Below are 25,955 nucleotides of genomic sequence, written 5' to 3' on the forward strand. Positions count from 1 at the left end.
TCGACTTGCATGTATTAGGCACGCCGCCAGCGTTCGTCCTGAGCCAGGATCAAACTCTCCATATAAGAGTTGATTAAGCTCATAAGTTGTCTTTTCAAAAAAGACTAAAGAATTAACGTTGACGTTTTTGTTCGTTCAGTTTTCAAAGATCAATTTCTCTTTGTTATATTTTGCCTTATCGCTCAGAGGCGACTTTATTAATATAACATGTGCTGCTTTTAACTGTCAACACTTTTTTAAAAGAAATCCGTCAGCTGTGAAAATGTTTTTTGTTCATATCGCAGCGACGGATATAAATATAACAAGGATTTAAATAAAGGTCAATAGTTTTTAATGTTTTTTTACGATAATTTTTTCCCGAGTTTATAATACCGGTGATATATCCCTTGCCCCTTCGTTTCCATATTCACTACTTCTATAATATGTTTATCAATCAGATATTCAAGAAGCATACTTAAGTCAACTGAATATAAATGAAGTTCTTCATGGTTCATAATGTCATGGATAGACCATTCTTCTTTTTCACCAAGAATATCTGCAAGATGGGTAATTCCTTGTTTTGTCCTTGAGTGGATCAAGAACTCACTAGCCAAAAATAACAGTTCCAGTCTTTTTTCCAACGGTTCCTGGCTATTTACAAGCTCTTCATATAACTTCATAACTTCTGGCTCAATTTGTTTCACTTGGTTCCAAACGGTTACCTCGGGATGAAAGCCATTTTCGATCACTGCAAGCCTGGCCAGATGATGGAGAGAATGAACAATATGATTATAGGCGTCAAAATAATGGCGGTTCTCAAAAAATGCTTTGCCATCCATATACCTGCGGATCAGCTTCGCAAACTCCAGCCCCATCTTTAGTTTCCGCCCATAGAACGGAAATTCCCTTAATTCCACTTTCAAATTATGAATATATTCATTTCGATCAAAAAGAACTTTTCCATTATAGAGCCAATCAAAGATCTTGCGGTTTGATCCTAAAAGGATCCATTCACGCAGCTGCTTATCTGTCACTATATGAAGAGCTGCTTTTTTATCCTTATATGTGTAATGCTTAACAAACACCGGTTCATCTGCTTCCTTTACAAGAATCAGGAGCACAGCATCAAAGGTATCTGTAGCGGGAATTGCTTTTTGTATCTTCTCGGTCATGATCACTCCGAGAGTATTTGCCTGGCTTGCCCGTTCTTGGTAAATAGGACGGAGAATATCTTCCATCATAATTCCTCCAGTTTATTGATAGCGTATATCTTCGACAATTATAAATGAAATCCTCCCTAAATGTGAGACATTTTTCGACACCATTCTATATTAATATTTATTTACGTAAAGAGGTTATGGTATAGTTAGCTTTTAGGAGGGAACAGAATGGCTAAGTACTCAAGTAAAATCAATAAAATTCGTACATTTGCCCTAAGTTTAATTTTTATCGGATTTATCGTTATGTACGTAGGAATCTTCTTTAGAAATTCCCCTCTTCTCATGACAATATTTATGCTGCTTGGAATGCTGTTCATCCTCGCAAGCACCGGTGTATATTTTTGGATCGGCATGCTTTCAACAAAAACCGTGCAAGTGGTTTGCCCAAATTGCGGCAAGCATACCAAAATGCTTGGCCGTGTTGATATGTGCATGTATTGTAAAGAGCCTTTAACGCTTGATCCAAAACTTGAGGGCGTTGAATTTAATGAAAAATACAACAAAAAAAATACGAAGCAGAACTGATAACCTCACCGCTTCATATTCGCGATTCAAATGGCCGGCTAGCTTATAGCCGGGTTTTTTATTATTAATTGTTCAGTTTAAACTTAAGTAAAAAAGAAAAAGCTGTCAGCATCCAGCCGGCAGCTTTGTATTATTTTATTAGTGGGCTTCTTTGCTTGCACATTCAGGGCAGGTTCCATAGATCTCCATTCTATGATGGCTGATTTTAAAACCTGTTACATGCGAGGCAAGATGCTCTACTTCATCAAGGCCAGGATAGTGGAAGTCTACAATCTTGCCGCAGCTTTCACAAATGACATGGTAGTGATGAGTAGTTACAAAATCGAAGCGGCTCGATGCGTCTCCGTATGTTAACTCCTTTACCAAGCCAACCTCACGGAATACTCGTAAATTATTGTAAACTGTAGCCACACTCATATTAGGGAATTTACCTTCCAATGCTTTGTATATATCATCTGCAGTCGGGTGTGACATGGAGTTTATTAAATATTCAAGTATCGCATGACGCTGCGGAGTGATACGGACTCCTGTTTCTTTCAAAGTTTCCAGCGCCTCTTTTAATTCCATTTGCGCCACCGCCATGCACCTCTTTTCCAACAAATATTCTTACTTTATAATCTTTATAAATAGTGTACTAATTTTTTACCACATTTGTCAATATTACAAACACCTTAATAGAGGGAAATCAGCTTTTATCAGCATGCAATGTGTCCTCGCTGGAACCTAAATGATGATTTACGAAGCGAGCTGAGACAAATAACAAATCGGATAAACGGTTTAAATAGGCAAGAACCAGCGGGTTTACATCTTCCCCCAGTGAGACCGCACAGCGCTCGGCCCTTCTTACAATTGTTCTTGCCACATGGAAAGCAGCTCCAGATGGATGGCCGCCAGGCAGAATAAAGTTAGTAAGGGCAGCAAGTTCTGCATCCCATTCATCGATTTGTTTTTCCATGAAGGCAATATCCTCTTCTGATATGACCCATTTAACTTCCTTTCCTTTAGGCGTTGCAAGCTCAGCGCCTGCATGAAACAAATCAGTCTGTACTTTGTGAAAAACCTTTTCTATCTTTTCTTTATCTGTAAAAAATTCAGCTGTTAAGTGGCTTATCGCCATCCCAATCATTGAGTTGGCTTCATCACACGTGCCGTAAGCTTCAACACGGATATCATCTTTATTGACCCTTTGCCCATATACCAAAGAAGTAGTTCCCTTGTCTCCAGTTTTTGTATAAATTTTCATCTTAATACCCTCTTTCAAGATCATCACATTAATTTAATCTTTGTTATTTTTAATATATGTATGAAGGTTATGCTTAAAAACTTCAAAAGATCTGGGTAAATAACTTTTAGTAATGCTTGAGAGGTGTGGTGTGACTGTCACATTTTCCATTTTCCAGAACGGATGCCCGCCCCTTTGGAAGCGGCTTATTTTCGAAAACATCCAGGTAAACATGTGAAACCTGGTCTGTTTCTAATACAGAAAGAAGAATATCCTCCTCCACAAGATGCCTCTCCCTATATTTATAAAGATAGCTGAATCTTTCATGGCTGTAAAATGCTTGTTTCAACTGTGATAGGCAAAACAGATACGACAAAATCAGCTTCAGGAAGTATTTTACTAAGATGGCTAATACTATAGATTCGGTCTGCGCCAGCTGCGTCTTTCCCGCTCCTATTCACTCCTGCTACATTCATTCCAATGCATTTAGCCAGCCTCGCGATTTCCCCTCCTATTGCACCGATGCCCAGCACCAACAAAGTCATGCCACACAGTTCCTCCATCGGCAGTTTTCTATCCATACTTCATTCAGCTCATTTCCCGCCAATGCAGCCATTTGTTTTATATGACCCAACATTGTGCCCAGCGTGAACTCAGGCATCGATATTTTATGGATTCCCTCGCATTCGTAACAAGGATTCCTTTTTCCTTGCATGCTTTGAAAGGCATTTCATCCATTCCGGCGGATATCACCATGATCTTTTCGATTTATGTATATGTTCCTCCGTTAACTCTTCCCCGTATGTAATAAATATTTTCTGCATTATAAAAAGATTCCCCGGCCGCTTCAATCCCTTTATAAAACAGAAACTCTGCTTGCGGAAATTCTTTGTGCACCTCTTCACCGAGTGCTTCCGAGGGGCAAAATAGAAGACACAATTTTCATACGGCATCACTCTATATTCGTTTTTTTCATCATATTACCGATGTCTGAATTGAAGTAACAATACGTTTTTTATTTTAGTACTCTTAAAATAAAAAAAACGGACCAGATAAGGTCCGCTTCGAAAAAAGTATCTGAGGAGGTATGCCCTAATAAAATGATATGCAAAACTTGTTTTTAGGAATGGACAAAAGCCTTGATCTCCTAAAAATAGGCCACCCATTTGCAAATTTATTCTCATTAAATCAATGCTAGGCCAGGTTTTCCTTAATATATTCAAGAGCTTCTTCTACATGCCCTTTTACTTTCACTTTCCGCCACTCTTTAACGAGTTTACCTTCCTGATCAATAATAAAAGTGGAACGTTCAATTCCCATATATTCTTTCCCAAAATTCTTTTTCAGCTTCCATACATCATATGCTTCTGCGGTTTTATGATCTTCATCAGCAAGCAGCAAGAATGGCAAGCTGTGTTTTTCAATAAACTTTTCATGTCTTGTGAGCGGATCGGGGCTTACACCTAAAATAACTGCATTCACTCCCGCAAAGTTCTCATACTGGTCCCTGAAATCACATGCTTGTGTTGTGCAGCCTGGTGTCATGTCTTTCGGGTAAAAATAAAGAACCACATTTTTCCCCCGGTAATCTGAAAGCTTTATCTTTTTGCCATTGCTGGCCTCCAGCTCAAAATCTGGAGCAAGTTCTCCAATTGCAACTGCCATACTCTATCACTCCCGTTGGATAAGTTTTTCTTCCTTTAAGCCTATCCAACTTTTCACTTAAAAACAACTATTAGGCAGGCAGTCATGCCTGCTTTTCCGCATCAAAAACAACTCTCGCCACAAAGGCAGCAGGTATGACATAGCCAATCAACGCTTCCATAACAGCAATCATCCTGCCAATCCCAATCGGGCTAATATCTCCATATCCAACTGAAAATAGAGTTACTGCACTAAAGTAAAAGCCAGTCTCAAGCCGTTCAAGAAATCCCGCTTCAATATAGTTTGTACCATCTATTAAAACAACTAGCCCATGCAAATCAAGCAAAATATAAATTAGCCCAAAACCAATCATGATCGTAGCATACAAACTTATCAGATAAAGGAAATTCTCCATAGAAACCCATCTGCCCTTTATCTTCGCGGATGAAAAAAGGGTTTGCAGACTCATAATCATGCATAACACAATCAGGATTAACGACAAATAAAATGCCATAATGCAACCTCATTTCGAAATGGCTTCAACTTATTTATACGCTTTCTATCCAGGCTGTATGACTGCCTGTCTGCACACAAGAAAAGCGGAGGCGCCATTCGGAACAAGCAAAAGCCGCGAGTTCCTGCGAAGCTGATTCCAAGGAGCTTGCCTTAGTGCGCATCGACGGAGCGTGGTGGACTGGCGCCCACAGGACAAGGAAGGCTTCGTCAGCTTTTGGGAGGATGTGGATCACTCAGACGTTGCCACAGGACAAGGAAAGCTACGGCAGCAATACATCGCACAACCAAAAGCGGAAGCATTTGGGATGACGTGGCGCTCTTAGTCTGAATTCCTTTTTGAGATAAAAGAAACAGGAAGAGCGATAACGATGTTGACTTATAACACTCGGAAACGCGCACGTCCTGTGCGTCATCGTAGGCGAAGTGAAGGTAGCACGTCGAGTCGATAGGGGCCGCAGCTAGACAGTTATCGAACTTGAAGGTTTTACATTCACATAAAAAAAGCCTGGGATATCCCCCGGCTCTTGTCTCAATTACCTGCACCTCTATACCTTTTTACGCCTGAATTCCAAATCAGGATCGAGAATCCGAAGAATACGATTCCGATTACCGGAGTTAAGAATGAGTAGAGAAACCACTCTTCTTTCCCCAAAAAGTAAGCGGCAGGATAAACACCGACAAAGGCGAATGGCAGTACCCAAGTTAAAACAAAGCGAATAACGCTATTATAAATATCTACTGGATACCTGCCATAATTTCCGATGTTGTACATCATCGGCATGATCGAAGTTCGGGCATCCGCCCAAAAACTTATGCAGGCAATCATGACAAAAATGCCGCCATATACAAGCATTCCTCCTAATACAAAAAGAAGAAATAAAAACGGGTCTGCCCAGGACAGCTTCAGGCCAAGGCTGTTTCCTGCATAAAACATTACAGCGATTCCCGTAACGGCACCGAAAAGGGATTCAAGCTCCATCCGTTCCAAAACGATTTGAAACAGGCTATGGATCGGACGGGTCAATATCCTATCAAGTTCGCCTTTGACAATATACCTCTCGTTAAAATCCCAAATATTAAAGAAAGAAGAGAACAGTGCATATGGGACAAGGAAAAATCCGTAAATAAAAATAATCTCATCCCTCGTCCAGCCTCCAAGAAGATTGGTATGGCCGAAAACGACTAATATAAAAATTAAATTGACTGCTTGAAATAATAGGTCTGAAAATATCTCCACAAATAAATCTGCTCGGTATTGCATTCTCGTTTTCATATATTGGGCGACATATTGGAAGAAAATTTTTATATAAAACATAGTCACCCTCCCTGAATAATAAGCTGTTTTTTCGCAATCACCCATAGAATCTGAATTGGGATCACCAGAATAATTACCCAGACACCCTGAAGAATAATCGCTTCAATAGCTTCATTATTTGAAAAGCTATTTGTAAAGATCATACTCGGTACATAACTGATTCCCTGAAAGGGAAGATACTTCAATATATCCTGGGCCCAAATCGGGAAAAAGCTGATGGGAATAAGAAGGCCTGAAAAGAGATCAATCACAACTCTTTTCGCCCGGATAAGCCCTGTATTATTAAATAGGAAGAAAGCGGTAATCCCTGTCAGCAAATTAATTTGAGTATTAATAAAAAAACTTAATAATATCGATACCGCAAAAAAGAGCCAAGTGGTTAAATCTGCGGAAAATTGGAGCGGGAAAATGAACGAAACAATCACTAGACCCGGAACCGAGAAGAAGAACAGACGGAATATCCCCTCGCCCAGACCCTGCATTGTTTTCATGCCAAGGTAATTGTACGGGCGTATCAGTTCCACCGCCACTTTCCCTTCTTTAATTTCCGTAGCCATTTCACGGTCAATATTATTAAAATAAAATGCCCTTGCCATCCACGCTACTGCAACATAGGTAGACATTTGGATAACAGTCATGCCTTCGATTGCATCCTTTTCGCCATAAATCGCCGACCATAAAAAGTAATAGGCGCCGATATTAATGCTATAAATTAAAATACCTGTATAATAATTAGTTCTGTAAGCCAGCATCATCAGAAAACGGATCCGGATCATTTCAAGATATTTATCCATGAGAACACCCCCAGTTATGGAGCGGGCGGAACCATTCCATTACGAGATCCCCCGATCATAAATATTACGGATGATTTCCTCAGTTGAAGTTTCTTTAATATTGATATCTTTTATTTTTAAAGCGGCAACCACCTTTGCAATTAATAGTGATATGAGCTCATCATCTTCCTCCACTACCGCCGTAAAAATGGCTTTCTTCTCATCCTTCTCCCATTTCACTTCAGATGATGCTGTAATTTTATTAAGATCAGCAAGTTCCACTTCTTCGAGGAATTGAAATTCTATTTCTTTGCCTTCTCCCCATTTTTCCTTCAGGCTTTTTAAAGCCCCATCATAAATGATCTTACCATCATCAAGCATAACCACCCTTTCACACAAGGCCTCGATATCTGTTAAATCATGTGTAGTCAGCAGAATGGTTGTATTATATTTTTCATTAATCTCTTTTAAGAACTCCCTGATTCTCAGCTTAACCAGCACATCAAGCCCGATGGTGGGTTCATCTAAAAACAGAAGCGGAGGGTTATGGATCAGTGCCGCAGCAAGTTCGCATCTCATTCTTTGCCCAAGCGAAAGCTTACGGACTGGCTTATCCAGCAGGGGTTCTATATCCAATGTTTTTATGACATGTGCCATATGGTTTTCATATTGCTCATCAGATACTTTGTACACCTTCTTCAGCAGCCTGAAAGACTCCTGAACAGCAATGTCCCACCATAGCTGCGATCTTTGTCCAAAAACCACACCAATGGTGCTAACGAACTTTTCACGGTCTCTATGGGGGTTCATTCCATTTACAATGACTTCCCCGCTGGTTGGGGTTAAAATTCCAGTCAGCATTTTTATGGTCGTTGACTTGCCTGCTCCATTTTCGCCAATATAGCCGACCATTTCTCCTTGCTTCACATTAAAGCTGATGTTGTTAACAGCTGGTACAATCTTATAGTTTCTTGTTAAAAGGTCCCGAAAAGCACCCTTTAATCCTGAGCGGCTAGAATAAGCTTTAAACTCTTTCTTTAAATTCCGGACTGTTATTGCATCTTTCATGATTACTCCTCCTGCCAATTAATGCCCTAATGAAATAGTTTAGACAAACTAGCACACCAACACAAATAGAATGCACCCTTTTCTTTTTGGCTCTGTTAAACTTTGATGCTGATTTCGGCTACACTCACTCGCTTTCTGCGGGCCGGACACTCCTCGAATAAACTCCGAACGAAGGGAATGCAAAAGCATTTCGAGGGTCTTGAAGCCTTCTGCGCCAATCTCCACAGTGCAAAATCAAATTAACACAGCTCTATTTGTTTTTATACCAATATACAGAATTCTCTGCTTTCCCCTTTAGATTGGACTAACTGCCTTTCGATCATGTTAAAATAATAAATGTACTACTAATTGGATTCATGTCAGGAGGATAATAATGCAATTTACTAATTCTGAAAGATTACATAAACAAGCTCTTGAACATATTGTCGGGGGAGTCAACAGTCCTTCCCGCTCTTATAAAGCAGTTGGCGGAGGTTCCCCGGTCGCGATGGAGCGCGCTCAGGGCGCATATTTTTGGGATGTTGACGGCAACCAATATATCGATTATTTAGCCGCCTACGGACCGATCATTACCGGGCATGCCCATCCGCATATTACTGAAGCGATTAAAACTGCAGCAGAGCGCGGAGTATTATATGGAACTCCAACCCCGCATGAAGTGAAATTTGCTGAAATGCTAAAGGAAGCAATGCCTAATTTGGATAAAGTCCGTTTCGTAAACTCGGGAACAGAAGCAGTTATGACAACCATCCGTGTTGCACGGGCTTATACAGGCAGAGACAAAATCATAAAGTTTGCCGGCTGCTACCACGGCCATTCCGACCTTGTTCTTGTTGCAGCAGGCTCTGGCCCCTCAACATTAGGCACTCCCGACTCTGCTGGAGTACCAAAGAGCATTGCCCAGGAAGTTATTACAGTTCCTTTTAATGAAATCGAGCCGTATAAGGAAGCTTTGGAAAAGTGGGGAGACCAGATTGCAGCAGTTCTCGTTGAACCGATTGTCGGCAATTTCGGGATTGTAGAACCTAAACCAGGATTTTTGGAACAGGTAAATGAATTAACCCATGCTGCAGGAGCGTTGGTTATTTATGATGAAGTTATTACTGCTTTCCGTTTTATGTATGGCGGAGCACAGGATTTGCTAGGAGTTAAACCAGATTTGACTGCTATGGGTAAAATCATTGGCGGAGGCCTGCCTATAGGTGCTTACGGCGGAAAAAAGGAAATCATGGAAACCGTTGCTCCTCTAGGACCTGCGTATCAAGCCGGGACTATGGCAGGAAACCCTGCTTCCATTCTGTCCGGCATCGCCTGCCTTGAAGTACTTAAACAGCCAGGTATCTATGAATATTTGGACCGCCTGGGCGAAATGCTTGAAGAAGGCATTAAAGCCGCTGCAGCAGAATTTAACATCCCGATCACGATTAACCGTTTAAAAGGTGCTCTCACCGTTTATTTTACAGATGAAATAGTTGTAAATTATGAGCAGGCAGAAAACACAGATGGTGAAATGTTTGCAAAATTTTTCAAGCTAATGCTAACCCAAGGAATAAACCTGGCACCATCCAAGTATGAAGCATGGTTTGTAACGATCGCCCATACAGAGGAAGATATTCACGCCACTATCCACGCAGTCCAAAATGCATTTCAGCAATTAATCACCGAATAATTATTCATTATTTTATACATTAATGGGAGCCTTAAGGTTCCCATTTTCTTTATTAACAGTCATGAAAACGTTTACATTATTGGCGTTTTTTTATACATCATCAGTTTTGTCCACCTAAACTCTATCCATCTTTTTGTATAAATAATTGATTTCTGAAAATTCATATGATATGATAGGAGAAATCTTTTCTGTAAGTGCGGATTACGCCAGCAAAAAGATGGGTATAAAGGCAAAAACCTTTCCCAAATAATCACACTATTCATTTAATAAATGCATGATGCATTTATCCTTTCAAAAACATGACTTTTTGAACAACCTCATTTAAAACCCGTAAACAACTAATTTTTAATAGATTACTAATCAGGGGGTGAACGGCTTTAAGGCAAAGCCTTATTTTCAGCCGAATACAATGACATTACAACAATGGAGTCCTTCACTTTTTAAAGAGTTTAACCGTCAGGAGCATGATGCGTGCGGCATCGTTTCTGCTATGGAAAAAAAGAAAGTACCTACACGGGAGAATATTTTCAGCTGCATCAACGCCCTTGTCACAATGAATCACCGTGCCGGCTTTATTAATGGAGAAGGAGACGGTGTTGGCATTCATATCGATATCCCGAGAGAGCTTTGGAAAGAAAAGCTAAAGGAAGCAGGAGCCGATCCGGCAGCTGCAACCAGTGAGGGGTTTGTCGTTGGACATGTCTTTATGTCCAGAAGCAAGGACACTGAATCTTTTAAAAAGCATTTAATGCAGAAACTTGCCGATTCTCAACTTGCAGTCATTTTTGAATCTGAAGAGGTAACAGAATCCTCTGCCCTTGGTCCAATTGCCATTCAGGAAAACCCTGTATTTTGGCAGTTTGCATGTTTGTCAGAACAAACCGGAGGAGAGCTTTCTAAAAAGCTTTTTGAATTGATTGTTGATTTTGAAGAAAATGAGCATGTGCATGTCGCTTCCCTAAGCCAGCATCATGCTGTTTATAAAGTAATGGGTGCTGGGGATATTTTGCCTAAATATTATCATGATTTAGCAAACCCGCTTGTTGCTTCAACAATGACACTTGGACATAACCGCTATTCAACTAATACATTATCAAGCTTCTTTCGCGTGCAGCCATTCAGTATTCTTGGCCACAATGGCGAGATCAACACAATTGCAAAGCTAAGAGATGAAGCAAAAATGGTTGGAGTTCCGCTTGTAAAAGACGGAAGTGATTCACAGGACTTGAGCAGAACGCTTGAAACGTTTATTTGCCGTGACGGTTATTCACTATTCGAAGCGATGGATGTCATGTTCCCGCCAATCGTGAATGAAATCAAATCTTACCCGGAACACCTTCAGGATATGTACTCATATATTCGTGAAGCATGGGGACATTTTGCTCAAGGTCCAGCAGGAATTATCTCCCGCTTTGCTGACGAAGCTGTGTTTAGTGTAGATGCTTTGGGTCTTCGCCCGCTCTGGATGCTTGAAACAGAAAGCTCTTACCTGTTCTCATCTGAGCCAGGAATTATTCCATCAAGTGAATATGTCAACGAACCAAAGCCGCTTTCACCTGGTGAAAAAGTTGGACTGAAATGGGATGGCGATACTCTTGCCGTTTATGAACACAGCAATTATCAAGCTGCAGTTTTTGAAAGATTTTCAAAACGTGTTAACGCTGATAACTTCCGTATTCGCTTGCAGGAGCCAAAGTTAGAAAAAACAATTTCTATAAACTATCCGGATAAAGTCCATAATGGGCAATATAAAGCGTTTGGCTGGGAAAGAGATCATGTCCAGCTTATAGAACAAATGGCGGAAAAAGGAGCAGAGCCAATCCGTTCACTCGGACACGACTCTCCACTTGCTGCACTAAATCCGCAACGCAAAAATATATCAGATTTTATCAAGGAAAGTGTTGCAGTTGTTACAAACCCTGCGATTGACCGCGACCGTGAAACCGAGCATTTCTCAACACGTACCATTATTGGGCAGCGTCCGTCCTTGTTCGAAAAACAGCAGCCTGGTGCTGTAATTGAGTTGCAGACTCCTATTTTAATAGAAGGAAAAGCAGGTTTTGAATGTTCTGCTGCTCTTAAACAGCCAAGCTACGATCAGGTAACCAGCTTTTATCAGGAACAAAAGCTTATTTCTTATCTGTCTACCACATTTAAGAAAGATGAAACAGTAAAAGAAGCTTTGGACCGTTTATCAGCAGAAGCAGTTGAAGCTGTCCGCAGCGGAAAAACCCTGCTTGTGCTCGATGATGCAAATGCCCATCAGGAGGATGCTTATTGGATTGATTCACATTTAGCCGTGTCTGCTATTGACCAGGCACTTGTAAAAGAAGCTTTACGCCGCGAATGTTCTCTTTTGGTGCGCTCTGCTTCCATCAGGTCCTTGCATGATATCATCACAGCATTTGGCTTAGGTGCAGATATAATCAGCCCGTACTATATGTTTATGACAGTGCTTGGCGATTCAGTAACGCCATTAACCAATTTATATTCAGCCCTTACTAAGGGTCTTGAGAAGGTAATTTCAACGATCGGCATCCACGAGTTAAGAGGCTATGGCCGTTTGTTCTCTGCAATCGGTCTGCATGAAGACATGGCCGAGTATCTGAATATCGTAAACTTCTTCGGTTCAAAGGAACTTGCATTTAATTTCGACGCCTTAAAAGAAGATGCTTTTGCGAGAGCAGAAGATTACCAAAATGAAAAAGAGCGGATCGGAAAGACGTTCAGCCTTTTCCCTCGTATCTGGAAAGCTATCGGCGAGGTTGCATCAACAGGCGACTATAGTGCATACAAGGAAAAAATCTCTGAGCAGGAGGATCAAAACCCTACGACAATCCGCCATTTAACTGGATTTAAGGAGACGGCCTCAAACTTAAAGCCGGAGGATATTAGCCTGAATGTAGGAGAGCATGACCTTCCGTTCGTCATCTCGTCCATGTCATTTGGTTCTCAGAATGAGACTGCGTTCAGGGCTTATGCAGAAGGTGCAGACCGTTTGAACATGGTCAGCTTGAATGGTGAAGGCGGGGAAATTAAGGATATGCTTGGTAAATATCCAAAAACCCGCGGACAGCAGGTGGCATCTGGACGTTTTGGTGTAAATGCCGAGCTGCTCAACTCGTCCAACTTGCTTGAAATTAAAATCGGGCAAGGTGCAAAGCCTGGTGAGGGCGGACACCTTCCAGGTTCAAAGGTTACAGCAAAAATTGCCGAAGCACGTAATGCAACAATTGGTTCAGATTTGATTTCACCTTCAAATAACCATGATATCTATTCAATTGAAGATTTGGCACAAATGATCCATGAGCTTAAGACAGCCAACGATAAAGCAAAAGTAGCCGTTAAGGTTCCGGTAGTACCGAATATCGGGACAATCGCTGTCGGTATCGCAAAAGCTGGTGCAGATATTATCACACTAAGCGGATTTGACGGCGGTACTGGTGCAGCCAGAATCCACGCGCTCCAGCACGTAGGCCTGCCGGTTGAAATCGGCGTAAAAGCCGCTCACAATGCGCTATTGGAAGCAGGCATCCGCGATAACGTCGAGCTGTGGGCTGACGGCGGAATCAAGAGTGCAGCAGATGTATTAAAGGTAATGCTTCTCGGAGCTAACCGAGTTGGCTTTGGTACATTGTCCATGCTAGCCATTGGCTGTACAACATGCCGCGGCTGCCATCTTGACACTTGCCACGTGGGTATAGCTACACAAATTGACTCTGAAGCACAGGCTAAGGAGCATGGTTTAAGAAGATTTGTTCCTCGCCAATTTGACCTTGCTGTCCAAGGCATCATGAATTTGTTTACAGCATTTGGCGAAGAGCTTAAAGCACTTGCAGTTTCTATTGGAGTAAAAAATCTTCAGGATGCTGTTGGGCGTTCTGACCTTCTGGTACAAACCAAAGGTGAAAACCAGCTTAATCTGACTCATCTGTTAAAGACACTTGAAATCGGCCAATTCTCTCAACAGGAAGCGCCTGCAGCCCTGCATGAAGCACAGCTACAGGTAGCCGTTGGAGCAGAGTACCTTGATGCAAGCGTGGAAGAGTTGCATCAATCACGCGAATTCCAGAGTATTACTTCAGAACAGCGTGTGTTAGGCAGCCGTGTTTCCTGCCACCGCGTAAGAGGCCGTTTGGATGGTTCCTATAAAGGGCTTCCACCGGTTGACTTAAAATATAAAGGCGGATCCATTCCTGGAAATGGCCTGGGAGCTTACAACAGCTTCGGCATTAATATTGAAGTTGCCGGAGGAGCCCAGGATGGAATCGGTAAGACGTCATTTGGCGGACAAATCAAGATCTTCAAGGCAAAAGGAAAGAACGGCAAGTTTTATAACGGCTCTGTCGGAAAAGGCTTTGGCTACGGAGCTCAGCATGGTTTGCTTGTAGCCCAGGGAAATGCTGATGCACGCGCAGGGATCAGATTATCCGGAGCTGACATGATTATAGGCGGACAACTGAAAAAGCCGATTCCTGAAAAGGAATACGGTAATATCGGAACAAACGCCAATATTAAGGGCTTTGCCTTCGAATATATGACAAACGGAAGAGGCCTTGTCCTTGGTGATCCTGGTCCATGGATTTGCGCAGGTATGACTGGCGGTGTTGTTTACTTAAGACACCAGCCGGAAATGGGCTTAACAAAAGAAGCCATCGAGCGCAGAATTGCAAAAGGAGCAAAAGTTTCTGTCACTTCCCTTTCAGAAAAAGGAACGGAAGATGTAAGAGAACTCCTTGGCCAATATATTGCGATGCTGACAGATCAAGGCCAGACTGATGAAGCTTCCCAGCTTGCTGCCCTCCTTGACCATCCGGCTGACCACTTCGTACAGGTCATTCCGGTTAAAGAACAAGCTGACCCATCTGTTTCTACAGAGTGATTATTTAGCAGAATATTAAAGAACCGTCCGTGCCTGCGGACGGTTCTTTTTATTTTATTAGTTGCAGATCTAAGTGGATACTTAGAGTTAATTATATTTTATTTGCCAATCTTGGCTGTATTCCAGGTTCATAGGCACTATTCCTCGCCTTTAGGTTCTTTTATGGCAGCTTTTCTCCACTCAACGGTACTATTCCTCCGTCTTAGTTCCCTTCTTGGCGCGGTTACTCCATTCAACGGCACTATTCACTCGCTTTAGTTCCCTTCATGGCGGCTTTTCTCCATTCAACGGCACTATTCCTCCGCTTTAGTTCTCTTCTTGTCTCGGTTACTCCATTCAACGGCACTATTCCTTGGCTTTAGTTCCCTTCATAGTTCGGTTACTCCATTCAACGTACTATTGATTACTCCGTCAACAGCACTATTCCTCCGCTTTAGGTCGCTTCACGGCTATTTTCTCCGTTTTCGGCATAAATCCTACACTATAACTCCAAAAAATATGCATTTAAGCTACCAAAGGTAAATATCACCTATTTACTTTTCTTAATAAAATTTCATTAAAATGCCCCTTGAACTTCTTTCCATATCCCTGTATAGTACAATATTGTTTAATAATGAGCAAAACCGTTTAAAGTATTTATAATTAGCACTTTAAACGGACCAATCGGCGAGACTACTAATCAACCAGAAGAAACTTGCTTCTGGAGGAAAGGACATATATTGTATGAAGCTTGGCGCCCGCATACTTAAGACGGGAATCGCAATTATTTTATCTTTATTTTTATCGGAAGTGTTTAACCTTCCCTCACCTATCTTTGCAGGGATTGCGGCTATTTTCGCCGTTCAGCCGACCATTTACAGATCTTATCTTTCCATTATTGAGCAGATCCAAGGGAATGCCATCGGCGCATTAATTGCAGTTGTTTTTGTGCTGTTGTTTGGCAATGATGTCTTTATTATCGGGCTTGCAGCCATTATGGTTATCACAATCAATCTGAAGCTGAAAATTGAAAATACGATTGGTTTATCACTGGTAACCCTGATTGCTATTATGGAGACACCGGGAGATACCTTTTTGCAGTTTGCACTTATTCGATTTTCCACTATTATGCTCGGGGTATTGTCTGCATTTATTGTGAACCTTGTATTTTTGCCTCCTAAATACGAAAACAAGCTTTACAATAGGATTTCCCATAACACAGAAGAGATTACGAAATGGATCCGGCTTAACATCAGGCACGCATCTGAGCACAAACTCCTGAAAAATGATATCGACAAAATGAAAGAAAGCAATGTAAAGCTTGAACAATTGTATTTAATGTACAAAGAAGAACGGAATTATTTTAAGAGAAATGATTTGGTTAAGTCACGAAAGCTTGTGATATACAGACAGATGATCTCAACAGTAAAGCGTTCACTTGAGACCTTAAAGAAATTGCACCGCTTTGAAAATGACTTGCAGCAAATGCCTGAAAACTTTCAGCATGCAGTTCAGCAGCAGCTGGATATTCTGATTCATTATCATGAGCATGTAATGCTAAAGTTTATCGGGAAAGTTCGACCGAATGTGGTATTTGAAGAAGGGGACTTCAACTTAAGCAGAAAAGAGCTCGTAAATCTTTTTCTGTCACAGCAAAAGGAGCTCAACCTTGAAGATGAATCAATATTCCCTCATACTATGCAAATCATCTCTGCTATTGTGGATTACGATGAGCATGTAGAGCATCTCGATAAGCTAATAACAAGTTTTCAGGCTTATCACAAGGACGAAAATGAGGTTACTATACAGGAGAATATTGAATAAGAATAGCTCCAGGCATTGGAGCAAGGACAAGAAAAAAAGCAGCTGGGCCTCAGCTGCTTTTTTAATTAATTCTTCATTCTCGGATCGAGAGCATCTCTTAATCCGTCACCCATTAAGTTAAACCCGAGAACAGTAAGCATAATCGCCAGCCCCGGGAAAATCATCGTCCATGGAGCCTGTACGAGATATGCTTTTGCATCAGCCAGCATTTTCCCCCACTCGGGGTTCGGAGCCTCAGCACCGAGCCCCAGGAATCCTAATGCGGCGGCTTCAATAATGGCAGTCGCAATCGCAAGAGTTCCCTGCACAATGATCGGCGCCATACTATTCGGCAGCACATGCTTGAAGAGAATACGGCTATTGCTCATTCCAACCGCTTTTGCAGCCATAATATACTCTTCCTGTTTTACACTAAGCACCCGTGAACGGATAAGCCTTCCGAAGTTAGGAATATTAATGACTGCGATCGCAATCAGGGCATTTCGCAATGAAGGTCCCAAAACAGCTACAATCGCAATCGCCAGCAAAATACTAGGAAAAGCAAGCATAATATCAAAAACACGTGAAATAATCGCATCAACCCATTTACCGTAGTAGCCTGCGACTACACCCAGAAGGCAGCCTACAACAATGGATCCCATTACTGCCAGGAATCCGACCCATAAAGAGATTCTTGCTCCGTAAATAACCCTTGAGAAAATATCCCTTCCAAAGTCATCAGTCCCAAACCAATGCTCGCTAGATGGGGCTTGCAGCCTTTTGGACAGCATTTGTTCATTTATCCCCTGCGGTGCGATAACCGGCGCAAAAACAGCCAGAAGAATAAAGAATATGACGATGATTGAGCCAATCAAAGCCAATTTGTTTTTTCTAAAGCTCCGCCATGCTTCCATCCAGGGGGAAACCACTTTTTCATCAGCTGGCAAAATCGGCGGCTGAATATCTTTTTGAGTTGAAAGTTCCAAGCTTCTCTCCCCCTCCCTAGTTATATTTAATGCGAGGATCTATTGCTGCATACAGCAAGTCCACCACTAAATTGATCATGACAAAGATAAAAGCGATAACAAGAATGCCTGATTGAATCACAGGATAATCCCGGTAGTTAATGGCTTCATAAATATAACGGCCGATTCCAGGCCAGCTGAAAATCGTTTCCGTCAATATCGCTCCCCCGAGCAATAAGCCCATTTGCAGGCCGATAATCGTTAGAACCGGAATAATTGCATTTTTTAATGAATGTTTATAAACAACCCAGAACATTCTTAAGCCTTTTGCCCTTGCTGTTCTAATAAAATCGGATCTCATAACCTCAAGCATAGTCGAGCGTGTAATTCTCGCAATAATAGCCATAGGTATGGTGGCTAATGCAAATGCAGGCAAAATTAAATGCTTGACGACATCCCAGAATTGATCCATCCTCCCTTGCAAGAGGGTATCAATCATATAAATATGTGTAATGGCCGTAATCGGGTTTCTTACCTCTTCCCTGCCTGATGTAGGCAGCCAATCCAGCTTTATGGCAAACGCCCACTGCTCCATTAAACCCAGCCAGAAAATCGGCATGGATACGCCAATAAGCGCAAGCACCATGGCAACATAATCAAACCATGAGTTTTGGTACCAGGCACTGATAATTCCTGCATTTACCCCTATAAAAACTGCAATTAACATCGCTACAAATGTCAGCTCCATAGTGGCAGCTAAATATGGCCAAATTTCCTGGCTAATTTCAGATTTTGTTCTAATTGATTCTCCAAGATCACCAGTCAAAAGTCCGCCAAGATATGTAAAATATTGAAGGTACCACGGTTGATCCAGCCCCAGCTGCTTCGTTAATGCCTCCACAGCCTCTTTTGTTGCCAATTGTCCCAGAATAATCTGTGCCGGATCTCCCGGAATTGCCCGAATCATAAAAAAGACGATTAGGGAAAGCCCCAGTAATACCGGTAAAAGTGAAAAAATTCGTTTGATCGTATAGGACATCATTTACATTTTCACCTCTCTTGAAGGTTGGTACAATATTTTGGAATAGAAAAGGGAGATACAAAACTGTACTCCCCTTTCCTGGATTATAAGAAGTATGACTCTCTTGCAATTTTTTCATTGTCTTAGCTGAGAGTCCGCATACTCTCAGCCTATTATCTTATTTAAATTCAACAGTTGATAATAAATCAGAACCTGTTGGGTGCGGCTTGAATCCTGTTATATCTGCTTTTCCCGCAAGGATTGGTCTTGAGTGGACAAGCGGAATCCAAGGAGCATCTTCTTTAATGATAAGCTGAGCCTGTTTGTATAGTTCTTCACGCTCTGCCTGGTCTGCACTTGCTTGTGCTTTCACCAATAAGTCATGCACTTCAGGGTTTTTGTAGTAAGAGTAGTTATTGGATCCAATGCTGTCCTGGTCAAGAAGTACGTATAAGAAGTTATCCGCATCTCCGTTGTCGCCTGTCCAGCCAAGCAGGAATGTATCTGCTTCACCATTCTTTGCTTTATCCAGGTAAGTACCCCACTCATAGGAAACAATTTTAGCTTTTACGCCGATCGCATCAAAGTTGGCTTGAAGAGCTTCTGCTACCTTTTGTCCATCTGGCATGTATGGTCTTGGAACAGGCATAGCCCATAGTTCCATTTCAAATCCGTCTTCATATCCCGCTTCTTTTAATAGTTCTTTCGCCTTTTCAGGGTTGTACTCATAATCTTGAACATCATCGTTATATCCTGCTACGACCGGAGGCATTGGGTTCTTCGCAGGTTCAGCTGCGCCTGCATAGAATGCATCGATTAATGCCTGCTTATCAACTGCATAGTTCAGTGCCTGACGTACCAGCTTTTCTTTCAATGGTCCGCGAGTGCTTGTTAATCCAAGATAAGCAACGTTTAGAGTTGGACGCTCAAAAACCTGTAAATCCGGATTTCCTTCAATTTGTCCTACATCACTGAAGTTAACGCCATCAATCAGATCAACCTCGCCTGTTGCCAATGCATTCAAACGTGCAGAGTTTTCAGGGATAACTCGGAAGATTACTTGATCTAACTTAGGTAAGCCTTCTTGCCAGTAATCTTCATTTTTCACAAGAGTAATACGGTCATTGGGCTTCAATTCCTGGAATTTGAATGGACCAGTTCCTACAGGATTTTGAAGGAACTTATCACCGTGCTTTTCAACAGCAGCCGGGCTTGCAATTCCGAATGGAGACATAGCCAGGTTTTTTAGGAATGGAGCAATCGGCTTGTTTAAAATGAACTCTACTGTATAATCGTCAACTGCTTTAACTTCAGAGATCTTGTCTCCAAATTGAGAGTTGTAATAGTAGAATTGTTCAGCGCTTCCTGCTTTCCATCTTTCAAAGTTGAAGACAACCGCTTCAGCATTGAAATCTGTTCCATCATGGAATTTAACACCTTCACGAAGCTTTAATGTGTGCTTTAGGCCATCTTCGCTTGTTTCCCATTCAGTAGCAAGACCCGCTTCAATTTCTGTATCCTGCTCACCGAAGTTAATTAGTGTTTCATAGATATTTTTAGTTACTTTAAAAGATTCACCTTCTGTTGTAATAGCCGGGTCAAGTGAAGTGGAATCACCGCCGCGTCCAAAGACAAGCGTACCTCCTGAAGTTGTTTCTTCTGTATCTGTGCCTTTCTCATTATCCTCTTCTTCCTTCGTTCCGCTGCTTGAGCTGCTGCAGCCGGCAAGTGCCAGTGACAGAAGCATGGCTACAATAAGGAACCAAATACCATTGCGCTTTTTCATTGTTTTCCCCCTTTTTTCTTTTGCCTGTTTTACAGGCGTCTTTACATATTTATCATCCATGCAGTGCTGCCATTTTGCCAGCTCATCGAGAACTGTACAAATGGCAGGCTGCAAAGTGACCAGGTTCAATTTCCTCTAATTGAGGTCTGTCTGTTTTACAAATATCCATGCATTCTTTGCATCTTGTGTGGAACGCGCATCCAGCTGGAGGATTCTGCGGGCTTGGAATATCCCCGGTTAAAAGCTCCCTGTCTTTCTTTAAAGCCGGATCAGGAATTGGAACTGCACCAAGCAAAGCTCGCGTATACGGATGCAGCGGCTTGTCATAAAGCTGGTCAGCTGTTGTGATTTCTACCAGCCTTCCAAGATACATAACTCCAACTCTATCACTAATATGTTTAACCACCCCAAGATCATGGGCAATGAATATATATGTAAGCTGAAATTCCTTTTGCAAATCCTCAAGCAGGTTTAATACCTGTGATTGAATCGATACATCGAGAGCTGAAACTGGTTCATCTGCAATGATCAGCTTCGGCTTTGTCATAAGTGCTCGTGCAATTCCGATTCTCTGCCTCTGGCCGCCGCTGAATTGGTGTGGATAGCGCTTTGCATGGTAGCTGCTGAGGCCGACAACCTCCAGCATCTCCCTTACCCTTCGCTTTCGCTCCTCTTTATCGCCAATGCCATGGACGATAAGTGGCTCCTCCAATATCTGTTCAACAGTATGGCGTGGATTCAGGGAAGCAAATGGATCCTGGAACACCATCTGCATTTCCTTTCTCATTTTGCGCATTTCACCGGAGCTTAAGCTTGTTAGATCTTTTCCTTCGAAAACCACTTTTCCTTCAGTTGGTTCAATCAGTCGCATTAGCATTCTTCCTGTAGTGGATTTACCGCATCCAGATTCTCCGACTAGACCAAGTGTTTCCCCTTTATTGACAAAGAAACTGATGTCGTCAACTGCTTTAACATCACCTGTTTTTCTGCCAAAAAGTCCGCCAGTCACCGGAAAGTACTTTTTTAATTGATTAACTTCCAACAGCACTTCGGTCATTCACTACACCCCCTGTCTCGTGCAGAAAACAGCGTACAGTATGCTGTTCTGCTTCTTCAACATTGTAAAGCGAAGGACTTTCAGCCATGCAGCGGTCATGGACAAACTCGCAGCGTGCTGCAAATCGGCAGCCTGTCTTGATTGACCCCGGCTTTGGCACATTTCCCGGGATAGAATAAAGACGTTCTTTCTTTTCCCGGACATCCGGTACAGATTGAAGCAGCCCCTGCGTATAAGGATGCTTCGGATTCTTAAAAATCTCTTCTACCGGCGCTTCTTCGACAATTTTTCCTGCATACATCACGATGACCCGCTCGCAGACTTCAGCGACCACGCCTAAATCATGGGTGATCATAATAATTGCTGTATCCAATTTCTCGTTAAGATCCTTCATCAGGGAAAGGATTTGAGCCTGTATTGTCACGTCTAAAGCGGTTGTCGGCTCATCGGCAATCAGGAGTCTCGGATGGCAAGACAACGCCATGGCAATCATAACTCTCTGCCTCATCCCTCCGGATAGCTGATGAGGATATTCCTTCATAATTTGCTCTGCTCTCGGCAGTCCGACTAGCTTCAGCATTTCAACTGCCTGCTGGGCCGCAGCCTTCTTGTTTACTTTTTTATGTATTTTGATGCCTTCTACCAGCTGGTCGCCAATCGTGAATAAAGGATTCAATGAAGTCATCGGCTCCTGAAAAATCATCGCCACTTCATTGCCTCTTATTTCACGCATTCTTTTTTCTGAAGCGTTCACCAGATTTTCGCCGTCCAAAAGAATTTCTCCTCCAACAATTTTTCCTGGCGGCTGTGGAATAAGCTTCATTATGGATAGGGAAGTAACACTCTTGCCGCAGCCGGATTCCCCGACTATTCCAAGGACCTCTCCCTTATTAACGGAGAAACTTATATCATCCACGGCCGGTACTTCACCATCCGAAGAGAAAAAGGAAGTCCTTAGCTGCTTTACATCTAAAACTGGAGCTTGAGTCACACGGATACTCCTTTCTTAATCATCCTTTTCTATGAATTAGGACATTTTTAACAATTTTGGAACTTAGGTCACTATCTTTTTCTCATTCTATAAAAAAAGATAGTTTAAGTCTACTCATTTTTCTAAATTATTTAAATATAGTAAACATTATATATTTTTCGACATAATTCTGTGTCATTCTACCTATGAAAATTAATAGTTTTCTAATAATATGTATGAAAAGGATGTATATTAATGACTGATTTTTTTCACTTAAATATTGTTACACTATAGCAATTTAACGCGATACCATAAAAAAGCAAAAGAAAGCCGACCCTTCTTAGAGCCGGCTTTTAGTCCTAATGTTCAAGCTGCTGAACTTGAAATAGCTTATAATAATTTCCTTGTTTTTTCATTAATTCGTCATGGCTTCCTGCTTCAGAAATTTCTCCATGTTCTATTAGGATAATTCGATCAGCATGGGTAATCGTGGAAAGACGATGTGCCACGATAAACGTCGTGCGATCCTTTGCCAATTTTTCCAAGGCTTCCTGTATCAGATGTTCACTCTCAAGGTCCAAAGCAGAAGTTGCTTCATCCAAAACAAGGATGGGCGGATTCTTCAAAAAGATTCTTGCAATGGCAATGCGCTGTTTCTGCCCTCCTGAAAGTTTGACACCTCGTTCACCGACCTTTGTTTCATACCCATCATGCAAGTTCATAATAAATTCATGTGCGTTGGCAGCCTTGGCAGCTTCGATCACTTCTTCATCTGTTGCTTCCGGCTTCCCCAGAAGGATATTTGTTTTTACTGATTCACTAAACAAAATATTATCCTGGAGCACCATGCCGATTTTATCGCGCAGACTGCGGACTTTAAAGGAACGGATATCGGTCCCATCAAGCAGGACTCTTCCTTCGGTTACATCATAAAAGCGCGGGATCAGGCCCACCAATGAAGACTTTCCGCCGCCGCTCATCCCTACTAGCGCAACCGTTTCCCCTTCTTTCACATCTAGGGATATATCCTTTAATACAGAAGCTTCATTCTCATTGTATGAGAAGCTTACTTTTTCAAACTGGATATGGCCCTTCACATCCCGGCACTCTATTGCATCAGGTGAGTCATCTATATCGTATTCCTCATCAATCAATTCGAAAACCCGGTCCATGGAGGCAATCGATTGGGTTAAGGTTGTCGAAGAATTAACAAGCCTTCTGAGCGGGCTATACAATCTGTCTATATAGGCAATAAAGGCCATCATCACACCGAGTGAGATATCGCCCTGGATCACCTGATAGCCTGAATAGCCAATGACAAGAAGCGGTGAAATATCTGTAATCGTATTAACCACAGCAAACGCCTTTGCATTCCATTTTGTATGGTCAATTGCCTTCGTCAGAAAGTTTTTATTTTGCGCATCAAATTGGGTTTGTTCATAATCTTCAATGGCAAAGCTTTTCACTACAGCCATCCCCTGGACCCGTTCATGCAAATATCCCTGAACTTCCGCTAGAGCCTGTGAGCGGGCTCTCGTCAGCTTTCTGAGATTCCCGAAAAAGTATTTAACCGAAAAAGCATAGAACGGAAATAAAAGCAGCGACACAATTGTCAAGGTAACATCCATATTCAGCATGATCACAACAGCAATCAAAATGGTCGCAACATCAAGCCACAGATTCATTAATCCAGTTACAACAAAGGTTTTGGTCTGCTCCACATCATTAATAACCCTTGAGATAACTTCCCCAGTCCGGTTATTTGCGTAAAACCTAAAGCTTAGCTTTTGAATATGGGTATATAGCTTATCACGAATATCAAATAAAATTTTGCTTGCCACCCACTGGGCAAAATATTGCCGGTAATACTCAATCGGCGGACGTGCAATGACAAACACCGCGATCATGATGCCCATAACGATTAAGAGTGTGTTAGTTTTATCACTCTGGCTTAATGCCTCATTGCCGATAATATCATCAATAACATATTTGATCAGAAGCGGAATCAATAGCGGAATGGCAAACTTGATAATGCCAATTATGATTGTTCCGATAATCTGAAGGCGATACGGCTTTACAAAATTTAAATATCTTTTTATACTATCCAACCGGCTCGCTCCCCCTCTCCATCTAATACAGCTCTATATTTCTTTGATATATCCTTTTTTTTGTTGATGAATGGATTAACTTGGTTATTGCCGGTACATGCTTCCCGGTAAAAGTAAGAACCTGCTGATTAAAAGGCTGTTTTCTCCTCACAAGGACAGTTATTTTCTTAAAATTACCCCTAATCTCAGCAAACATGCAAAAATAAGGCCAAAAATAAAAACCTGCTGACTCTAGGTCCAACAGGCGTTATTTTGGCACTTTCACCAGTTTTTTTAGCGTCTGTAAGTTAAGTATCGTTCATACCATATATCAATAAAGTCCGGTGCAAAAGGGCCCTTTCGCTGGCGGATCCAATGGATGAGATTGTCCACATTGGATTTTAGGATGCTGTCAATTACATCGGGATAATTCATTTCCTGACGGTGCCGTTCATACTCATCTTCATCCAATAGATTAAACGTCATATCTGGAAATACTTTAATATCCAGATCATAGTCAATATACTTTAACGCTTCTCCGTCAAAAATAAATGGAGAGCTAATGTTGCAGTAGTAATAGACTCCGTCCTCCCGAATCATTCCAATCACATTAAACCAGTGCTGGGAATGAAAATAACAAATGGCCGGCTCTCTTGTAACCCATGTTCTTCCGTCAGATTCTGTTACAATCGTCCGGTCATTACCGCCAATCACTAAATTTTGTGTCCCTTTTAATACGGTTGTTTCCTCCCAGACGCGGTGGATATGCCCATTATGTTTATAGCTGTGAATTTGCATTGGTTCGCCTTCTATGGGTACCGCCATTTTTTCCCCTACTTTCCTATTCCGGAAGCTTTGCAACCTGTAAAAAATTATCGGCGCCTTATTAAGCGCCCTCTCCTCCATGCCGAAGCCTTACACTTTGCAGCATGAGCTCAATATTATCATAGACAAAAGGCAACAAAGTACGATTCCTATTTTCTACTATTATAACGGTAAAAGGAAAATTTTAAAACAAAAGAGCCATTGAAATGTATCAACGGCTGCCAAAAAAGGATATAATATCTGATTTTAAACTTTTAAAAACATTTAATTGCTTATGATATTAAACCAATTTAGAACCAACAGAAATTAGAGATAACTCATTTAAACGGTTACATTTACTTCCTGATAAGAGCGGATAACCTCTTCTGTCTGTTCCTCAAAAACACGGTGAATCTCTTTCAGCTCAGATTTCATCCTTGCAATTTCGTACTGGACACTTTCCAGTTCCGTTTCCTGCTGGATAGCTTTAAGTTCTTCCTCAATCTCCTGGCAGCGTTCCAATTCACTTTGCAGATAAAGAAGCTTTTCCATCGTTTTCATTTGCTCTGACACCAAACTGTTAAAGTTTTTCATGATCGTTTCACCGTCCCATTTATTTTTCCTAGTATGTATTATTCGATGCCCCTTCTTCCAACCCTTTGACTACTTA

At 41.7% G+C, this 25,955-nt stretch carries 23 protein-coding genes and 1 rRNA gene; 4 read left to right on the plus strand and 20 right to left on the minus strand.

Annotation, left to right across the window (positions count from 1 at the left end):
* Together DFO73_RS20760 and DFO73_RS20765 are read right to left on the minus strand one after the other, a co-directional pair.
* Nucleotides 1-65: ribosomal RNA gene (locus tag DFO73_RS20760) — 16S ribosomal RNA — on the minus strand; the annotation flags it as partial.
* Between the two features lie 276 nt (nt 66-341).
* Nucleotides 342-1,217, minus strand: a complete 876-nt coding sequence (locus DFO73_RS20765) for a nucleotidyltransferase-like protein (protein WP_110066611.1) — start codon at nt 1,215-1,217, stop codon at nt 342-344.
* Nucleotides 1,218-1,367: 150 nt separating this feature from the next.
* Between DFO73_RS20765 and DFO73_RS20770 the strand changes: the two genes are divergently transcribed.
* Nucleotides 1,368-1,724, plus strand: a complete 357-nt coding sequence (locus DFO73_RS20770) for a YgzB family protein (protein ID WP_110066612.1) — start codon at nt 1,368-1,370, stop codon at nt 1,722-1,724.
* A 138-nt stretch (nt 1,725-1,862) separates the two neighbouring features.
* Here the strand turns inward: DFO73_RS20770 and perR are convergent, their stop codons facing one another.
* The 10 genes from perR to DFO73_RS20810 all read right to left on the minus strand — a co-directional run bounded on the left by perR (nt 1,863) and on the right by DFO73_RS20810 (nt 8,262).
* On the minus strand, nt 1,863-2,300 hold the full coding sequence (gene perR, locus DFO73_RS20775; RefSeq protein WP_181396081.1) for a peroxide-responsive transcriptional repressor PerR: 438 nt from the start codon (nt 2,298-2,300) through the stop codon (nt 1,863-1,865).
* Nucleotides 2,301-2,409: 109 nt separating this feature from the next.
* Nucleotides 2,410-2,967 (minus strand): cob(I)yrinic acid a,c-diamide adenosyltransferase, encoded by a 558-nt coding sequence (locus DFO73_RS20780; RefSeq protein WP_110066614.1) that lies wholly within the window; start codon nt 2,965-2,967, stop codon nt 2,410-2,412.
* Between the two features lie 106 nt (nt 2,968-3,073).
* Nucleotides 3,074-3,229, minus strand: coding sequence for a hypothetical protein (locus DFO73_RS29455; protein ID WP_258309665.1), 156 nt, complete (start codon nt 3,227-3,229; stop codon nt 3,074-3,076).
* Nucleotides 3,230-3,269: 40 nt separating this feature from the next.
* Complete coding sequence (locus tag DFO73_RS29460) at nt 3,270-3,527, minus strand: NAD(P)-dependent oxidoreductase (protein WP_258309667.1); 258 nt, start codon at nt 3,525-3,527, stop codon at nt 3,270-3,272.
* Nucleotides 3,528-3,567: 40 nt separating this feature from the next.
* Nucleotides 3,568-3,702 (minus strand): hypothetical protein, encoded by a 135-nt coding sequence (locus tag DFO73_RS29870; protein ID WP_375137337.1) that lies wholly within the window; start codon nt 3,700-3,702, stop codon nt 3,568-3,570.
* A gap of 438 nt (nt 3,703-4,140) precedes the next feature.
* On the minus strand, nt 4,141-4,611 hold the full coding sequence (gene bcp, locus DFO73_RS20790) for a thioredoxin-dependent thiol peroxidase (protein WP_110066615.1): 471 nt from the start codon (nt 4,609-4,611) through the stop codon (nt 4,141-4,143).
* Between the two features lie 82 nt (nt 4,612-4,693).
* Entirely contained in the window at nt 4,694-5,104 is a 411-nt protein-coding gene (locus DFO73_RS20795) for a potassium channel family protein (RefSeq protein ID WP_110066616.1), read from the minus strand.
* Between the two features lie 531 nt (nt 5,105-5,635).
* Nucleotides 5,636-6,421 (minus strand): ABC transporter permease, encoded by a 786-nt coding sequence (locus DFO73_RS20800; protein ID WP_110066617.1) that lies wholly within the window; start codon nt 6,419-6,421, stop codon nt 5,636-5,638.
* A 2-nt stretch (nt 6,422-6,423) separates the two neighbouring features.
* The gene (locus DFO73_RS20805; protein WP_110066618.1) at nt 6,424-7,215 is read right to left on the minus strand and encodes an ABC transporter permease; all 792 of its coding nucleotides are present in this window, start codon (nt 7,213-7,215) and stop codon (nt 6,424-6,426) included.
* Nucleotides 7,216-7,254: 39 nt separating this feature from the next.
* A complete protein-coding gene (locus DFO73_RS20810; protein WP_110066619.1) occupies nt 7,255-8,262 on the minus strand; it encodes an ABC transporter ATP-binding protein in 1,008 nt (335 codons plus the stop codon).
* Between the two features lie 373 nt (nt 8,263-8,635).
* Here DFO73_RS20810 and DFO73_RS20815 point away from each other — a divergent pair, with 373 nt between their 5' ends.
* From DFO73_RS20815 to DFO73_RS20825, 3 genes are all read left to right on the plus strand, one after another.
* Nucleotides 8,636-9,931, plus strand: coding sequence for a glutamate-1-semialdehyde 2,1-aminomutase (locus DFO73_RS20815; RefSeq protein WP_110066620.1), 1,296 nt, complete (start codon nt 8,636-8,638; stop codon nt 9,929-9,931).
* 409 nt (nt 9,932-10,340) lie between these two features.
* A complete protein-coding gene (locus tag DFO73_RS20820; RefSeq protein ID WP_110066771.1) occupies nt 10,341-14,813 on the plus strand; it encodes a glutamate synthase-related protein in 4,473 nt (1,490 codons plus the stop codon).
* A 723-nt stretch (nt 14,814-15,536) separates the two neighbouring features.
* Nucleotides 15,537-16,616 (plus strand): FUSC family protein, encoded by a 1,080-nt coding sequence (locus tag DFO73_RS20825; RefSeq protein ID WP_110066621.1) that lies wholly within the window; start codon nt 15,537-15,539, stop codon nt 16,614-16,616.
* Nucleotides 16,617-16,681: 65 nt separating this feature from the next.
* Here the strand turns inward: DFO73_RS20825 and nikC are convergent, their stop codons facing one another.
* The 8 genes from nikC to DFO73_RS20865 all read right to left on the minus strand — a co-directional run bounded on the left by nikC (nt 16,682) and on the right by DFO73_RS20865 (nt 25,879).
* Nucleotides 16,682-17,509, minus strand: coding sequence for a nickel transporter permease (nikC, locus tag DFO73_RS20830; protein ID WP_375137339.1), 828 nt, complete (start codon nt 17,507-17,509; stop codon nt 16,682-16,684).
* Between the two features lie 88 nt (nt 17,510-17,597).
* The gene (locus DFO73_RS20835) at nt 17,598-18,602 is read right to left on the minus strand and encodes an ABC transporter permease (RefSeq protein ID WP_110066623.1); all 1,005 of its coding nucleotides are present in this window, start codon (nt 18,600-18,602) and stop codon (nt 17,598-17,600) included.
* Between the two features lie 157 nt (nt 18,603-18,759).
* Entirely contained in the window at nt 18,760-20,367 is a 1,608-nt protein-coding gene (locus DFO73_RS20840) for an ABC transporter substrate-binding protein (RefSeq protein ID WP_110066772.1), read from the minus strand.
* A gap of 82 nt (nt 20,368-20,449) precedes the next feature.
* Entirely contained in the window at nt 20,450-21,424 is a 975-nt protein-coding gene (locus tag DFO73_RS20845; protein WP_110066624.1) for an ABC transporter ATP-binding protein, read from the minus strand.
* Nucleotides 21,399-22,415, minus strand: a complete 1,017-nt coding sequence (locus DFO73_RS20850; RefSeq protein ID WP_110066625.1) for an ABC transporter ATP-binding protein — start codon at nt 22,413-22,415, stop codon at nt 21,399-21,401. Before DFO73_RS20850 ends, DFO73_RS20845 begins: the two co-directional genes overlap by 26 nt.
* 338 nt (nt 22,416-22,753) lie before the next feature.
* Nucleotides 22,754-24,502 (minus strand): ABC transporter ATP-binding protein, encoded by a 1,749-nt coding sequence (locus DFO73_RS20855; RefSeq protein WP_110066626.1) that lies wholly within the window; start codon nt 24,500-24,502, stop codon nt 22,754-22,756.
* 273 nt (nt 24,503-24,775) lie between these two features.
* Nucleotides 24,776-25,306: a nucleoside tri-diphosphate phosphatase gene (ntdP, locus tag DFO73_RS20860; protein ID WP_026581721.1), complete on the minus strand. Its 531-nt coding sequence runs from the start codon at nt 25,304-25,306 to the stop codon at nt 24,776-24,778.
* 321 nt (nt 25,307-25,627) lie between these two features.
* Nucleotides 25,628-25,879, minus strand: coding sequence for a YgaB family protein (locus tag DFO73_RS20865; protein ID WP_110066627.1), 252 nt, complete (start codon nt 25,877-25,879; stop codon nt 25,628-25,630).
* Nucleotides 25,880-25,955: the final 76 nt, after the last annotated feature.

It is taken from the genome of Cytobacillus oceanisediminis (assembly GCF_003182355.1).
GTDB lineage: Bacteria > Bacillota > Bacilli > Bacillales > Cytobacillaceae > Cytobacillus > Cytobacillus oceanisediminis_A.

Excerpts from the sequence above, each read along its gene's own strand:
- DFO73_RS20765 (WP_110066611.1), bottom strand. The coding sequence starts at position 1,217 with ATGGAAGATATTCTCCGTCCTATTTACCAAGAACGGGCAAGCCAGGCA.
- DFO73_RS20770 (WP_110066612.1), top strand. The coding sequence starts at position 1,368 with ATGGCTAAGTACTCAAGTAAAATCAATAAAATTCGTACATTTGCCCTA.
- DFO73_RS20780 (WP_110066614.1), bottom strand. The coding sequence starts at position 2,967 with ATGAAAATTTATACAAAAACTGGAGACAAGGGAACTACTTCTTTGGTA.
- DFO73_RS29460 (WP_258309667.1), bottom strand. The coding sequence starts at position 3,527 with ATGGATAGAAAACTGCCGATGGAGGAACTGTGTGGCATGACTTTGTTG.
- DFO73_RS29870 (WP_375137337.1), bottom strand. The coding sequence starts at position 3,702 with ATGGTGATATCCGCCGGAATGGATGAAATGCCTTTCAAAGCATGCAAG.
- bcp (WP_110066615.1), bottom strand. The coding sequence starts at position 4,611 with ATGGCAGTTGCAATTGGAGAACTTGCTCCAGATTTTGAGCTGGAGGCC.
- DFO73_RS20795 (WP_110066616.1), bottom strand. The coding sequence starts at position 5,104 with ATGGCATTTTATTTGTCGTTAATCCTGATTGTGTTATGCATGATTATG.
- DFO73_RS20800 (WP_110066617.1), bottom strand. The coding sequence starts at position 6,421 with ATGTTTTATATAAAAATTTTCTTCCAATATGTCGCCCAATATATGAAA.
- DFO73_RS20805 (WP_110066618.1), bottom strand. The coding sequence starts at position 7,215 with ATGGATAAATATCTTGAAATGATCCGGATCCGTTTTCTGATGATGCTG.
- DFO73_RS20810 (WP_110066619.1), bottom strand. The coding sequence starts at position 8,262 with ATGAAAGATGCAATAACAGTCCGGAATTTAAAGAAAGAGTTTAAAGCT.
- DFO73_RS20815 (WP_110066620.1), top strand. The coding sequence starts at position 8,636 with ATGCAATTTACTAATTCTGAAAGATTACATAAACAAGCTCTTGAACAT.
- DFO73_RS20820 (WP_110066771.1), top strand. The coding sequence starts at position 10,341 with ATGACATTACAACAATGGAGTCCTTCACTTTTTAAAGAGTTTAACCGT.
- DFO73_RS20825 (WP_110066621.1), top strand. The coding sequence starts at position 15,537 with ATGAAGCTTGGCGCCCGCATACTTAAGACGGGAATCGCAATTATTTTA.
- nikC (WP_375137339.1), bottom strand. The coding sequence starts at position 17,509 with ATGGAAGCATGGCGGAGCTTTAGAAAAAACAAATTGGCTTTGATTGGC.
- DFO73_RS20835 (WP_110066623.1), bottom strand. The coding sequence starts at position 18,602 with ATGATGTCCTATACGATCAAACGAATTTTTTCACTTTTACCGGTATTA.
- DFO73_RS20840 (WP_110066772.1), bottom strand. The coding sequence starts at position 20,367 with ATGAAAAAGCGCAATGGTATTTGGTTCCTTATTGTAGCCATGCTTCTG.
- DFO73_RS20845 (WP_110066624.1), bottom strand. The coding sequence starts at position 21,424 with ATGACCGAAGTGCTGTTGGAAGTTAATCAATTAAAAAAGTACTTTCCG.
- ntdP (WP_026581721.1), bottom strand. The coding sequence starts at position 25,306 with ATGGCGGTACCCATAGAAGGCGAACCAATGCAAATTCACAGCTATAAA.
- DFO73_RS20865 (WP_110066627.1), bottom strand. The coding sequence starts at position 25,879 with ATGAAAAACTTTAACAGTTTGGTGTCAGAGCAAATGAAAACGATGGAA.